The organism is Sphingomonas citricola (genome assembly GCF_019429535.1).
Classification (GTDB): Bacteria; Pseudomonadota; Alphaproteobacteria; order Sphingomonadales; family Sphingomonadaceae; genus Sphingomonas; species Sphingomonas citricola.
Window position 1 is genome coordinate 514,832 of the sequence record NZ_JAHXZM010000003.1, and the last position, 13,937, is coordinate 528,768.

Genomic DNA, 13,937 nt, shown 5'->3' on the forward strand with positions numbered 1-13,937 from the left:
CGTGGCGATGTTCCACCGCGCGGCTGCGTTCGACACCAGTCCCGACGACGCGCTGCGGCGTAATTTCATGCTGCTGGTGCAGTTACGCTGGCTAGCGGTCGGGGGTCAGGTCGCGACGATCGTCGCGGTGCGCTACCTGCTCGGCATCCCGCTGCCGGTCCATACGATGCTGATGACGACGATGCTGCTCGTCGTCCTGAACCTGCTGGTGCTGATCGCGGAGCGGCGGCACACGCCGACCAATCTCCAGTTGCTCGCCGGGCTGATCGTCGACGTCGCGTGCCTGACGCTGCAATTGTTCCTGAGCGGCGGTGCGACCAACCCGTTCGTCACGTTGTTCCTCCTGCAGGTCGTGCTGGGTGCGGTGTTGCTGGAAGCGTGGTCGAGCTGGTTGCTGGTCGCGATCACCAGTGCCGCCTTCGCCGCGCTGACGGCGGTCTTTCGCCCGGTGCCGCTGCCGGGCTTCTACGCCAGCCACCTGTCGCCGCCGTATCTGTTCGCGTCGTGGTTCAACTTCACGCTCGCCGCGGTGCTGCTGGTCGCGTTCGTGACCCGGATCGCGCACAATCTGCGCGACCGCGACGCGCGGCTCGCGCGGCTACGCCAGCGCGCCGTCGAGGAAGAGCATATCGTACGCATGGGACTGCTCGCGAGCGGCGCGGCGCACGAACTCGGCACCCCGCTCGCCTCGCTGTCGGTCGCGCTCGGCGACTGGACGCGCGAGCCCGCGATCCGCGGCGACGCCTCGCTCGCCGCCGAGGTCGAGGACATGCGGGTCGAGGTCGCGCGCTGCAAGGACATCCTCGCCGGCATCCTGTTCGCGGCGGGCGAAGTGACGGGCGAGGCGCCCGCGCGAACCGGACTGCGCCGCTTCATCGGCGACACGATCGCGGGGTGGACGGGTTCGATGTCGGTCACGCTCGACGACCGGCTGTCGCAAGACGCGACGATCGTCGTCGACCGCGCGCTCGCGCAGGCACTGACCAATCTGCTCGACAATGCAGCGGAAGCGGGCGCGACCGCGGTGCGGGTCACGTTGCTGCGCGAGGAGGACGTGCTCGTGCTGCGCGTGCGCGACAACGGCAACGGCTTTCCCCCTTCGATCCTTGGGAATATCGGCAAGCCGTATCACAGCAGCAAGGATCGCCGCGGCGCCGGTCTGGGGCTGTTCCTGTCGACCAACGTGCTGCGCACGCTCGGCGGAACGCTGGAGGCGCGCAACCTGTTGGACGGCGGTGCGGAGGTGACGCTGCGGATGCCGTTCGCCGCGCTGCTGATCGAGGAGGAGGCGGGATCGTGAGCCAGCCGCGATTGCTCATCATCGAGGACGATGCGGTGTTCGCGCGGACGCTGACGCGCTCGTTCGAGCGGCGCGGCTACCGCGTCGAGGTGTTGAACGGCCCCGAGCGGCTCGACGAAGTGGCGGAGGCGTTCCGTCCCGATCACGCAGTGGTCGACCTGCGGCTCGCGGGTGCGTCGGGTCTGGCGTGCGTCGAGCAGCTGCACCGGCGCGACGCGACGACGCGGATCGTGGTGCTGACCGGGTTCGCCAGCATCGCGACCGCGGTCGAGGCGATCAAGCTGGGCGCGACCAATTACCTGACCAAGCCCGCCAATACCGACGATATCGAAGCCGCGTTCGCGCGCACCGAAGGCGACGCGCAGGCCGACCTGTCCACCCGCCCCACCTCGATCAAGACGCTGGAATGGGAGCACATCCACCAGACGCTGGCCGACACGGGCTTCAACGTGTCGGAGGCGGCGCGGAGGCTGGGGCTGCACCGCCGCACGCTCGCGCGCAAGCTCGACAAACGGCATATGCCGTGACGGGGCGCTAACCTGCGTCATCACGCGTGGCCTGCCGTACGCCTATGCGGTCTACCGGTAATTCGAGGGGGTACGCGTGGTAGACAAGGCGGCATTGCTGATCATCGACATGCTCAACCGCTTCGATTTCGATGACGCTCGCCCGCTAGTCGAGGCCGCGCACCGCGCCACCGGCGCGCTCGCCCGCCGGCGGGACGAGGCACGCGCCGCGGACGTTCCGGTGATCTACGTCAACGACAATTACGGCCAGTGGCAATCGACCCCCGAGCAGTTGATCGACCAATTAATCGGCGACAATCCGACCGGGGGCGAGATCGCGCGACGCTTGGCTCCCGGCGGGAGCGACTATCTCGTGATAAAGCCGGAATTCTCAGGGTTCTACGCGACGAACCTGCCCGCTATCCTGCCGCGGCTCGGCGTATCGCGGCTGATCCTGACCGGGGTCGCGGCCGACATTTGCGTGCTGTTCACCGCCGCCGACGCGCACATGCTCGAATACGTTTTGTGGATACCCGCCGACGCGATCGCGGGGGTCAGCCCCGACCGCACCGCATGGGCGATCGACATCATGCGCGACACACTGAGCGCCGAGGTCGCGCCGACGAGCGAGCTGGCGCTGGCCGACTGGATCGTCGCGGCCGGCGACGACTAATCGAGTAGCGCGGTGATGGACGGGGCGGTGACGGGTGGCACGTGCCATCGCTGATGGCTGGACGCGGCGCGGGGTGATCGTTACGCTCGTGTTAACCCTGTCTGGCCGCGAGCATGATCACCGATCCCTGGTTCCTCCTCGCCGTCGTCGCCAGCTTCACGGGCTATGCCATCTACTTGGCCGGGCTGCGCTGCCGCCTGGTCGAGCCGAACCGCGCGTCGTGGCTGATCTGGAGCAGCGCGACATTGGTGGAGGCGGTGACCTATGCCGCGGTCAATCCGGGTACGCCGCAGGCGATCGTCTTCCTGTTCTCCGCCGCCGCGTGCGTAACGATCGCGGTCGCCTTGTGGCGGCGTTCGCGCTGGGCGGCTCCGGATCTGCTCGAGGGCATCTGCATGGGGTCGTCGCTCGCCGCGATCCTCTTGTGGCTTGTCTTTCGCGAGGCGTTCTGGGCACATATGCTCGTCGTCGCGGTCGTGCCGGTCAGCTTCTGGCCGACGTGGCGCAGCGTCTGGGCCGACCGCGCGCGCGAACGCTCGCCCGCCTGGGGGCTGTGGTCGATCGGCGACCTCGCCACGTTGATGCTGGCGACGCGAACCGGTGGGCAGGGCATCGGCGAATATGCGTACATCCTGGTCGAGCTCGGCTGCCACGCTAGCGTCTGGTTCATGATCGGACTGACCACGGTCAATCCACTGCGCTCGTTCGGCTGGCGCGAGGGGCGGTTGCGCGTGCTCGATGCTTATGCCCCCGCGACCAACCCGTTCGCGATCGCGGAAACGCATTTGGGCAAGGCGGTGTTCGCCGCCGAGGGTTTCCGCGCGGGCGACGCAATCGTCACCTTCACCGGGCGTCGTCTGTCGGCCGAGCGGTTGCCGCGCCACTTGAGCGGTCCGGCGGATCGTTTCGTGCAGATCGCGCGCGACACTTATCTCGGCCCCTCGGGCGCGATCGACGATCTGATCAACCATAGCTGCGCGCCCAACGCCGGGCTTCGGTTCGAGCACGACGCCCCCGTCCTCGTCGCGTTGCGCGACATCGCGGCGGGCGAGGAGATCAGTTGGGATTATTCGACGACGCTGTCGGACCCGCATTGGCGCATGACGTGCGCGTGCGGCGCGGCGGATTGTCGCGGCGTGATCGCGGCGTTCGATACGCTAGCCCCCGAGCGCCAGCATTGGTATTTGTCGCACAATGTCGTCGCGCCCTATCTGCGGCCGCAGCGAAGCAACGTCGCGGCGTGACCGGACATTGACGCTTACCTTTCTCCTATTCTGCTGTGATCTCCGCCCCGTTCGACAAGTTTTCCGATTGCTCCGCGCGTAAAAGTACTAGTGCAACGCCGATCGGGATATCGGCGGTGCCATCGCGTGTTCGCGTTCAAGACTTCGGGTGCCGGACGGGTGACAGCCGGGACGAGCGATGTCGAGCGAGAGGATCACCGTCATGGATATTCGTTCTTTGCCCGGCACGACCACACCGACCATGGCGCTGGCGGCGGCGCTGAGCCTCGCGGCCTGCGTCAATCCGTCGGCGAAAATCGCGGGGTCGCTCGAAGGGTATGGTTTCCAGCCGACCCAATCGCAGTGTGTCGGTGACCGGCTGGAGGCGAACTTGTCGCTCGGCCAATTGCAGCAACTCGGGCGCGCGGCACGTGCCGCGCGCGAGGGCGACACGACGCCCGGCCGTCTGACCGCGAGCGATTTCGTCCGCGTCGCGGGCCAGGTGAAAGACCCCAAGGTCGCGCTCGAGGTCGGCAAGGCGGCGGCGGGGTGCGGTATCCTGACCGACCCCGCCTCTCCGCTCTGATCACGCCAATCGGAGGTTCGCGTGTCAGGCCACGGCGTCGAGGGTCGTGGCGGCGGGAGCGCGCAGCGTCAGGACCGCGGTCGCGCCCGTTCCGCGTCCGTCGCTCTCGAGCCGCAGCGCCCCCTCCATCGCGGTCATCGAATTGGCGCACCAGTGGAGGCCCAGCCCGCCCGACTTGTGCGCGCGGGTAGAATAGCCGCGCTGGAACAGCGTCGCGCCGACCGCGGGATCGAAGCCTTCGCCGTCGTCGCTGATCCGCACCTCGATACGATCGTCGATGCGCGCGCAGCCGACGGTGATGCGGCCCCCGTTTCGGCCCGCCGCGGCGATCGCCTCGGCCGCGTTGGCGAACAGATTGCCGACCACCTGGCTCAGGATCACACGGTTGGCGAGCACCGGGCAGGGTTCGGCGGGATAGCTGAACGCGATGTGCGTCTTGCCCGAATAGCGCGCGATGGTCGCGTTCTGCGCGATCACGTCGGTCATGTCGCAGGCTGAAAGTTGCGGACGCTCGTGCGCGGCGGCCTGCTGTTGCCCGATGATGTCGAGCACGTGGCCGAGCGCGTCGCGGCCGATCCCCAATTGCTCGACCTGTTCGCGCCGCGCCGTCTCCATCGCCGCGACGCCCGCGCCGACGAAGGCGGCGAGCTTCTCGCGCCGCGTAGCGGGCACGTCAGCCTTCCCCAATTCCTCCGCGGCGCGCGCGAGCATCGCCTGGTCGACCGGCGCCGCACGGCCGATGCCGTGGCTGATCACGGTCGAGATCGGCGACAGTGCGTTTCGGACGTTGTGCATCACCGCGACCGCGCTCTCCGACCGGCCGAGTGCGAAGCTCTGCGCTTCGATCTGTTCACGCAGGTCCTTCAGTTGTGCGAGCATGGCGTTGAAACTCAAGCCGAGTGAGCCGATTTCGTCGCGGCGGCCGTCATCCTCGAGCAGCGAGAGCGAACCCGACGCGCGGACGCGTTCCATGTGGCGTTCGACGCGCGCGAGCGGGGTGAGCACCAGCCGCTCGATCATCCGCCGGAGCATCATCAGCACGACGAGCAGCAAGAGCACCGATCCCGCGACCGCGAGCAGCAGCATCCGCTGCCCGAGCATCGAGACGTCGCGCGGCACCGCGAAACGCGCGCTCGCGACGGGTGCGCCGCCCGCGCCGTCGATCGGCACGGTGATCGTCATCCACGCGCGCGATTGCTGCACCACCTCGCCGCGCGCTGGCGTCAGGTCGATCGTCGCATCGAGTTGCAGGAGTGCGGCTAGCTGGCGCGAGCTGATCTCGCGCGCCATCAGGACGAAGCCGCGCGGGTCCCCGGTCCCGTCGCTGCGGCGGACCTTCGCGACGCCGACCGCGGCGACCACCCCGCCCATCCGCGCGTAGAAATTGGTCGCGCTGCGCCCGCGCAGCAACCTAGGCAGGTTGAGCCCCGCGATCATCCGCACGAGGCGCGCGCGCATCGCAGGCTGGTCGTGCTGCGCCTCGTCGATCCAGCGCGCGATCACGATGCGGCGGTCGTTCGCGACATAGGCCATTGCGTTGACGTCGAGATTGACCATCGCGAGCGGCGAGAAGCTCTCGCGCTCGAACGCGGCGGTCGGGCGCGCCATGTAGTCGTAGCTGTCGTTCCAGTCACCGTAATCCTTGACCGCGCTCTCCACCTTGTTGGCGTATTCGGCGAGTGCGGCGTGGGTCCGGTCGACATGCGCTTCGACCGAGCGGCGTTCGAGCTTGCCGAAGCTGGGCGTGATCACCGCGGCGAGCAGGAGCGTGATCGCGATCGCGCCGCCCGCGCCGACCATCGTCAGGATCAGGACCAGCCGCGTGCCGAGCGACCGCGGGTTGCGGAGCGCTCCGACGTGGCGCCGAACGTGTGCTGCCATCAGCCGAGCGTGCCCGTCGCGGGCTCCACCTCGATGAAGCGCGCGTGCGCCATGTCGCGCGCGAGCGGCTCGGCGAGCGGCTTGGCGAAATGATAGCCCTGCAGGTGGCTGGCGCCCGCGACGCGGAGCAGATCGACCTGCGCCGCGGTCTCGACCCCTTCGGCGATGACGGTCAGGTTGAGCGATTGCGCGAGGTGGACGATCGAGCGGACGATCGCCGCGGATTCGCGTTCACGCGACATGCCGTCGATGAAGCTGCGATCGATCTTGAGCGCGTCGAGCGCAAACTTGCGGATGTTGTAGAGCGAGGAATAGCCGGTGCCGAAATCGTCGAGCGCGATGCGGAAGCCCATCTGGCGCAGCCGGTACAGCGTTTCCGCCGCGCGGTCGGCATCGTCGAAGATGGCGGTTTCGGTGATCTCGATCTGGAGCCGCTGCGGCGCGACACCCGCGCGCTGGCAACGCTCGACGATGTAGCCGACGAAATTGTGGCGTCGGAACTGGCGCGGGCTGAAATTGACCGAGACATACTGCCCGGGCCATGTGTCGAGCACCTTCAGGCTCTGTTCGAGCACCCAGTCGCCGAGCTCGTGGATCAGGTTCGATTCCTCGGCGATCGGGATAAAGGTGGCGGGGCTGATCGGGCCGTACTCGCGAGTGTTCCAGCGCAGCAGCGCCTCGAACCCGACGACCTCGAAGGTGCCGTGCGCGACGATCGGCTGGTAGACGAGCGCGAGTTCGTCGCGGGCGATTGCCTGCGAGAGCCCGGTCTCGATCCGGCGGCGGACGCGGACGCCCTCGTCCATGCTCTCGTCGAAGAGACGCGCGACGCCGCGGCCGTGGCGCTTGGCATCGTTGAGCGCGAGGTCGGCGCGGCGGATCAGGTCGATCGGGTCGCGGTTGTCGGCCTCACCCGCGGTGACGACGCCCGCGGAAGCCGCCGCCTGCACCGCGTGGCCGAGCACTTTCAATTCAACCGAACAGGCGTGGACGACGCGCGCGCAGGCCATTTCCGCGGCCTGCTCTCCGGCGGTTTCGAACAGGAGCCCGAATTCGTCGCCGCCGAGCCTGGCGACGAGGCCGCCCGACGGCACCGTCGCCTGGAGGATCGCGCAGATTTCCCGGATCAATTCGTCACCCGCCAGATGGCCGAGCGTGTCGTTAACGAGCTTGAAGCGATCGAGGTCGATCATCCCGACCGCGAACCGCCCCGGCTGCTTCGATCGCTCACCCAAGGCGCGCAGGAAGGCGAGGCGATTGGGTGCCTCGGTCAGCGAATCGTGGTTGGCGACGTGAATCGCCTTCATCTCGTTGGCGGCGAGTTCAGCGGCCTGCTCCTCGAGCTGGATCACCTGCCGCGACAATTGCTCGCGTGCGGCGCGCAGCGCGCGATCGGCCTCCCAGCGCTGGCCGAGCGCGGTCGCGGTCTGGACGATCTCGGCGACCTCGAACGGCTTGGCGATGTAGAAGATCTTGTCGGCGGGCCCCGCGACCTTGCTGATCTCAACTGGCGAAAAATCGGAATAGCCGGTGACGATCACGATGTTGATGTCGCGATCGAGCGCGCGGATGCGGCGCGCGGTTTCCTTGCCGTCGATGCCGGGCGGCATCCGCACGTCGATGAACGCGACCGCGAAGGGCTGGTCACCCGCCTGCGCGCGCTCGATCTCGGCAACGGCGTCGGCGCCCTGCATGTGGTGGACGCAGTCGAAGGTGATCGCGTCGTCGGCGCGGTCTGGCTCGCCGCCGTTGCCCACCTCGTCGCCAAACAATTCGGCGGCCATCGCGGACAGCGCGCCGGCCTCGGCACCGCCCACGGGCGCGAAGCTGCGCCGGTAGCTGTCGTGCATCGCCGGTTCGTCGTCCACGATCAGAATTCGCATGCGTCGTCGCCTCATCGTCGCGCGACCGGAGGCCCGGTCCGCGTCGAAAGACGGTAAGCGAGGAGGGTTAAACGCGCGTAAAGGGCAAAGCGCTGCGCTCCGCCAGCGCCTGTTGACCGAGCACGACCGCGCCCATCGGCCCCGCATTGGCGCCGAGCGCGGCGGGCACGAGGAACGTGTCCATGTCCTCCAGTTCGGGCCGCGCGACATAACCGTTGAGGGTTGATCGGGTCGCCGCGCGCAGCCGGGGCAGCAGATGCGAATTGCCGACCAGGACCCCACCGCCGAGCACGATCCGGCGCGGCACACCGGTCAGCGTCAGCGTGCCCATCAGCGTCGCGAGCGCGCCGACCACGCTGTCCCAGACGGGGTGATCCGCGGGAATATCCTCCCCCTTCAACCCCGTGCGTGCCGCGATCGCGGGACCGGACGCGAGCCCTTCGACGCAGGCGCCGTGATAGGGGCAGACCCCGCCCCAATCGTCATCGCTGAGCCGCGGCACGCGGATATGGCCGAGTTCGGCATGCGTCAGCCCGTCGACCGGCTGACCACGCGCGATCAGTCCGGCACCGATGCCGGTGCCGACCGTCACGTAGGCGAGCGCGTCGAGCCCCTGCCCCGCGCCCCAGCGCGCCTCGCCCAGCGCAGCCCCCACCACATCGGTGTGGAAACCGACCGGAACGTCGTAGCGCGCAGCGAACCGGCGCGCGACATCGGTGCTCGCCCAGCCGGGCTTGGGCGTCGAGGTGATCTCACCGTAATCGCGCGACTGGCGATCGATCGAGATCGGCCCGAAGCTGGCGATGCCGATCGCGGCGAACCCGCGCCAGCCGTCGAGCACCGCTTCGAGCGCGGCGAGTGTTTCCTCGGGCCGGGTCGTCGGCACGCGCACCTCGTCGTGGATCGCGCCCGGCCCGCTCGCCAGCATCGCTACGCATTTGGTGCCGCCAAGTTCAAGCGCGGCGACGAGCGGCGTGTCGCTCACTCGCTCGCCTCCGCGGCGGCATCGATCCGGCGCAGCATGGTGGTGAACTGCGCGATCTCGTCATCGTCGAAGCGGGAAAAGATGTGTGCCTCCAGTTCCTTCGCTTTCGGCACTACTTCTCCGTAGAGCGTCCGGCCCGCGTTGCTGAGCATCAGGTGGTGCGAGCGGCGATCCTGGTTGTTGGGTCTGCGCTCGAGCAACCCGCGCTGGGTGAGCGCGATCGCGGCACGGCTGACCGTCACCTTGTCCATCCGCGTCCGCTCGCCGATCTCCGCCTGCGTGATCGCCTGGCCTTCGGCGACCACCGTGATCAGCCGCCATTCGGGAATGCTGAGCCCGAACAGCGCTTCATAGGCGGTGGCGATACGACTGCTGACGCGGTTGGACGTGACCGAGAGCAGGAACGGGACGAATTCGTCGAGGATCAGGCGATCGGCCATAAGCGTTGTGGCTAACACGCACCGCCCCCGACGCAAAGCGCCGGAACATGCCGCCGTTCATTGCGTTTTCATGACAGGTTCCGCATTTAGGCGGCGGAGGAAGAATTGGCACAAATCCGCGCGAACGACATCACGATCGAATATGAGGATTACGGCGACGTCGACGCGCCGCCCGTCCTGCTCATCATGGGACTGGGCGCGCAGCTGGTGCGCTGGCCGATCGAGCTCGTCGACGACTTCGTCGCTCGCGGTTATCGCGTGATCCGGTTCGACAACCGCGACGTCGGTCTGTCGTCGAAATTCGATCATGCCGGCACGCCCAACATCGTTTGGACCGCAATGATCCAGCAGTTCGGTCGCACCCCGCCGATACCCTACACGTTGCAGGACATGGCGGCGGACGCGGTTGGGCTGATGGACGCGCTGGGCATCGAGGCCGCGCACATCGTCGGCGCGTCGATGGGCGGGATGATCGCGCAGCTCGTCGCCGCCTCCTGGCCCGAGCGGACGCTGTCGCTCACCTCGATCATGTCGACGACCGGGCGTTCGGATTGTTCGCGCCCGACGATGCGCGCGACCGCGGTGCTGCTGCGGCATCCGCGCAGCGACGACCTGGAGGCGATCGTCGCGCACGGCACGCTCGCGGCCAATGTCGTGGGCGGGCGGTTCCCGATGGAGGACGCGTTCCTTGCCGAGCGGATCCGCAGCGAGACGCTGCGCAACCGTCACCCCGCCGGGTTCGTGCGCCAGATGGCGGCGATCATCGCCGACGGCGACCGCAGCCAGCGGCTCGCGCGGATCACCGCGCCGACGCTGGTGATCCATGGCAGCGACGACCCGCTGGTGCCGGTCGCGGGCGGGCGGGAAACCGCGCGCGCGATCCCCGGCGCGCGGCTGCTCGAGATCGACGGCATGGGCCATACGCTGCCGCCGCAGATCCTGCCGCGGATCGTCGAGGCGATCGACGAGCATATCGGCAGTGCTGCGGGCAGTCGCGCAATGGCGCGCGCCGCCTGAGATCGAGCATTGGCGCGCCGCCGCGGCGACGCGCCGGCGCTAAGGTCATTCGACCGTGACGCTCTTCGCTAGGTTGCGCGGCTGATCGACGTCGGTGCCCTTCGCGACCGCGACGTGATAGGCGAGCAACTGCACCGGCACTGCATAGACCAGCGGCGCGATTAGCGGGTGAACCTTGGGCATCGTGATCGTCGCGACGCAGCCCTCGCCCGCCGCCTGGATACCGTCGTAATCGCTGATCAGGACGACCTTGCCGCCCCGCGCCTGCACTTCCTGCATATTGCTGACGGTCTTGTCGAACAGCGGCCCCGAGGGCGCGATCACGACGACCGGCACCGCGTCGTCGATCAGCGCGATCGGGCCGTGCTTCATCTCACCCGCGGCATAACCTTCGGCGTGAATGTAGCTGATTTCCTTCAGCTTCAGCGCACCCTCGAGCGCGAGCGGGTAATCGGTGCCGCGGCCTAGATAAAGGACGTCGCGCGCCGCGGCGATGACGCCTGCCATCGCCTCGATCGCCTCGTCATAGGCGAGTGCGGCGTTGATCGCGGCGGGCGCCTCGCCCAGGTGGCGGACGATCTGGCGCTCCTCCCCCGGCTTCAACTGCCCCTTGGCGCGTGCGAGATTGGCGGCGAGTGCCGCGAGGACTGCGAGCTGGCAGGTGAACGCCTTGGTCGAGGCGACACCGATCTCGGGGCCGGCGTGGGTCGGGAGCAGCAGGTCGGCCTCGCGCGCCATCGAGCTGGTCGGCACGTTGCAGACGACCGCGATCGTCTGCTCCTCGCTGCGCGCATGGCGAAGCGCGGCGAGCGTATCGGCGGTCTCACCCGACTGGCTGATGAACAGGGCGAGCCCCCCCGCCTCCATCACCGGCGCGCGGTAACGGAACTCGCTCGCGACGTCCAAATCGACCGGAACGCGCGCGAACTGCTCGAACCAGTATTTGGCGACCATCCCGGCATAGAAGCTGGTGCCGCACGCGACGATCGTGACGCGCTTGATACCCGACAGCTCGAACTCAGGGATCGGCAGCGTGATCGTCTCGTCCATGCGTTGCAGGTACGAACGCAACGTCTGCGCGACGACGATCGGCTGCTCGTAGATCTCCTTGAGCATGTAGTGGCGGTGGTTGCCCTTGGAGATGAGCTCACCCGTCACCCCCGAAATGGTGACCGCGCGCTCGACCGCATTGTTGTCGCGGTCGAACACCTGCGCGCCGTCGCGCGTACAGACGACCCAGTCGCCTTCCTCGAGATACGCGATCCGCTGCGTCAGCGGCGCGAGTGCCAGCGCGTCGGACCCGAGATAGGTCTCGCCGTCGCCGTGCCCGACGACCAGCGGCGAGCCGAGCCGCGCGCCGATCAGCAGGTCGGGGTGACGGCGGAACAGGATCGCGAGGGCGAAGGCGCCGTGCAGTCGGGGCAGGATCGTGCGCACCGCGCTCTGCGGGTCGAGCCCGGCCTCGACCTGCTCGCTGACCAGATGCGCGACGACCTCGGTATCGGTTTCACTGGTGAAGACGCGGCCGCGAGCGATCAGCTCGTCGCGCAGCGGCTTGAAATTCTCGATGATGCCGTTGTGAACCACCGCAACCTCGTCGGTCGCGTGCGGGTGCGCGTTGTTGGTGGTCGGGCCGCCATGCGTCGCCCAGCGCGTGTGCGCGATGCCGGTGCGGCCTGGCAGCGGGTGCTCGGCAAGTTCGCGCGCCAGATTGACGAGCTTGCCCGACGCACGCCGCCGCTCGATCGCGCCGTCGTGATCAGTCGCGATACCCGCGGAATCATAGCCACGATATTCCAGCCGCTTGAGCCCGTCGAGCAGCCGATCCGCTACCTCGTCCTGCCCCACGATGCCGACGATGCCACACATGCGATCAATCCCGTCCTTACACGGGCGCGTGCAGACTGCCGCGCCCCCTTGCCGTCATGCCGGCCTAGTCGCCCATACCTTGTTCACGCAACCACCCGCTTGCCGGCACGTGAACATGCGGTCACTTGCCCGCCTTCGCCGCCTTGCGCGCGCGCATCTGCTCGCGGAAGCGTGCGGCCCAGCCGGGCTTGCTCACCTGCTCGGGCCGGACGAGCGTCAGCGCGTCTGCCTCGACATCGCGCGTGACGACCGACCCTGCCGCGACGATCGCGCCGTCGCCGATCGTCACCGGCGCGACCAGCGCCGAGTTCGAGCCGATGAACGCGTTCGCGCCGATCACCGTCTTGTACTTGAAGAAGCCGTCGTAATTGCACGTGATCGTGCCCGCACCGACGTTCGCGCCCGCGCCCACCTCAGCGTCGCCGAGATAGGTCAGGTGGTTGGCCTTCGCGCCGCGTCCGAGCCGCGCCTTCTTCACCTCGACGAAATTGCCTACCTTCGCGCCCTCCTCGAGCACCGCGCCCGGGCGGAGCCGCGCGTAGGGGCCGACCTCGACGCCCGCGCCGATCTCCGCCCCCTCGATGTGGCTGAACGCACGGATCGTCGCGCCGTCCGCGACGCGCACGCCGGGGCCGAAGAACACGTTTGGCTCGATCACGACGTCGCGGCCGATCACGGTGTCGTGCGCGAACCAGACCGTCTCGGGCGCGATCAGCGTCGCGCCGTCCGCCATCGCGCGGGCGCGGCGCTCGACCTGCCACGCTGCTCCGACAACCGCGAGTTCGGCGCGGCTGTTGACGCCGGCAACCTCGCCCTCGCTCGTCTCGATCACCGCGGTGACGCGGCCGTCAGCGCGCGCGAGCATGACGATGTCGGGCAGGTAATATTCGCCCGCGGCATTGTCGTTCCCGACGCGCGCGAGCAGCGCGAACAGGTCGCGCGAGGACACCGCCATCAGTCCCGAATTGCACAGGGTCTCGGCGCGTTCGGCGGGCGTCGCGTCCTTGAATTCGACCATGGTGGCGATGCGGTCGCTGTCCGGCTCGGTGATGATGCGGCCGTACGCCGCGGCGTCGGCGGGACGGAAGCCGAGCACGACTGCGGCGGGCGCATCGGCGCCGTGCAGCCGATCGAGCATCCGCTGCATCGTTGCGGCCTGCACCAGCGGCACGTCTCCGTAGAGGATCAGCACGTCGCCCTCGAACCCCGCCAGCGCGGTTTCCGCCTGCGCGACTGCGTGGCCGGTGCCGAGCTGCTCCGCCTGATGCGCGATCGCCGCACCGCGCGGCGTCACCGCCGCCTCGACCTGCTCGCGCCCCGCGCCCACGACCACCACGGTCCGCTCGGGCGCGAGCGCCTCTGCGGTGTCGATCAGGTGGATGAGCATCGGCTTGCCCGCCAGCGGGTGGAGTACCTTGTGCAGGTCGGACTTCATGCGTGTCCCCTTGCCCGCGGCAAGGATGACGATGGCGAGAGGCGGCTGGCTCATGCCGCGCGCCCTGCCATCAACCGCGTGCGATTTCCAGCGGCTGCGGGCGGGACGCCAGCACGTCGGCGCTTGCCATGCCACCGCC

General features: G+C 68.5%; 12 protein-coding genes. 6 read left to right on the forward strand and 6 right to left on the reverse strand.

Annotated elements, in window-relative coordinates:
- Positions 1 to 7: 7 nt before the first annotated feature.
- The 5 genes from KZ810_RS10155 (at position 8) to KZ810_RS10175 (ending at position 4,288) form a co-directional block, all read left to right on the forward strand.
- Positions 8 to 1,300 (forward strand): ATP-binding protein, encoded by a 1,293-nt coding sequence (locus KZ810_RS10155; RefSeq protein ID WP_219769083.1) that lies wholly within the window; start codon positions 8 to 10, stop codon positions 1,298 to 1,300.
- On the forward strand, positions 1,297 to 1,827 hold the full coding sequence (locus tag KZ810_RS10160) for a response regulator transcription factor (RefSeq protein ID WP_219768952.1): 531 nt from the start codon (positions 1,297 to 1,299) through the stop codon (positions 1,825 to 1,827). The genes KZ810_RS10155 and KZ810_RS10160 overlap by 4 nt, the downstream gene beginning before the upstream one ends.
- A gap of 76 nt (positions 1,828 to 1,903) precedes the next feature.
- Positions 1,904 to 2,479 carry a cysteine hydrolase family protein gene (locus KZ810_RS10165; RefSeq protein WP_308461532.1) on the forward strand — a complete coding sequence of 192 codons (576 nt, stop codon included), beginning with the start codon at positions 1,904 to 1,906 and terminating at the stop codon, positions 2,477 to 2,479.
- 113 nt (positions 2,480 to 2,592) lie between these two features.
- On the forward strand, positions 2,593 to 3,723 hold the full coding sequence (locus KZ810_RS10170; RefSeq protein WP_219768953.1) for an SET domain-containing protein: 1,131 nt from the start codon (positions 2,593 to 2,595) through the stop codon (positions 3,721 to 3,723).
- A 202-nt stretch (positions 3,724 to 3,925) separates the two neighbouring features.
- Positions 3,926 to 4,288, forward strand: coding sequence for a hypothetical protein (locus tag KZ810_RS10175; protein WP_258044698.1), 363 nt, complete (start codon positions 3,926 to 3,928; stop codon positions 4,286 to 4,288).
- Between the two features lie 24 nt (positions 4,289 to 4,312).
- Here the strand turns inward: KZ810_RS10175 and KZ810_RS10180 are convergent, their stop codons facing one another.
- The 4 genes from KZ810_RS10180 to KZ810_RS10195 all read right to left on the reverse strand — a co-directional run bounded on the left by KZ810_RS10180 (position 4,313) and on the right by KZ810_RS10195 (position 9,477).
- Positions 4,313 to 6,169, reverse strand: coding sequence for a sensor histidine kinase (locus KZ810_RS10180; protein ID WP_219768954.1), 1,857 nt, complete (start codon positions 6,167 to 6,169; stop codon positions 4,313 to 4,315).
- Complete coding sequence (locus KZ810_RS10185; RefSeq protein WP_219768955.1) at positions 6,169 to 8,052, reverse strand: putative bifunctional diguanylate cyclase/phosphodiesterase; 1,884 nt, start codon at positions 8,050 to 8,052, stop codon at positions 6,169 to 6,171. Before KZ810_RS10185 ends, KZ810_RS10180 begins: the two co-directional genes overlap by 1 nt.
- A gap of 67 nt (positions 8,053 to 8,119) precedes the next feature.
- Positions 8,120 to 9,037, reverse strand: a complete 918-nt coding sequence (locus KZ810_RS10190) for an ROK family protein (RefSeq protein WP_219768956.1) — start codon at positions 9,035 to 9,037, stop codon at positions 8,120 to 8,122.
- The gene (locus tag KZ810_RS10195; protein ID WP_219768957.1) at positions 9,034 to 9,477 is read right to left on the reverse strand and encodes a MarR family winged helix-turn-helix transcriptional regulator; all 444 of its coding nucleotides are present in this window, start codon (positions 9,475 to 9,477) and stop codon (positions 9,034 to 9,036) included. Before KZ810_RS10195 ends, KZ810_RS10190 begins: the two co-directional genes overlap by 4 nt.
- A gap of 105 nt (positions 9,478 to 9,582) precedes the next feature.
- On the opposite strand from KZ810_RS10195, the gene KZ810_RS10200 reads away from it, so the two are divergent.
- Positions 9,583 to 10,494 carry an alpha/beta fold hydrolase gene (locus KZ810_RS10200; protein WP_219768958.1) on the forward strand — a complete coding sequence of 304 codons (912 nt, stop codon included), beginning with the start codon at positions 9,583 to 9,585 and terminating at the stop codon, positions 10,492 to 10,494.
- 45 nt (positions 10,495 to 10,539) lie between these two features.
- Here KZ810_RS10200 and glmS read toward each other — a convergent pair whose 3' ends face one another.
- Both glmS and glmU read right to left on the reverse strand, forming a co-directional pair.
- Positions 10,540 to 12,363, reverse strand: coding sequence for a glutamine--fructose-6-phosphate transaminase (isomerizing) (glmS, locus tag KZ810_RS10205; RefSeq protein ID WP_219768959.1), 1,824 nt, complete (start codon positions 12,361 to 12,363; stop codon positions 10,540 to 10,542).
- Between the two features lie 121 nt (positions 12,364 to 12,484).
- Positions 12,485 to 13,852, reverse strand: coding sequence for a bifunctional UDP-N-acetylglucosamine diphosphorylase/glucosamine-1-phosphate N-acetyltransferase GlmU (gene glmU, locus KZ810_RS10210; protein WP_219768960.1), 1,368 nt, complete (start codon positions 13,850 to 13,852; stop codon positions 12,485 to 12,487).
- Between the last annotated feature and the right edge of the window lie 85 nt (positions 13,853 to 13,937).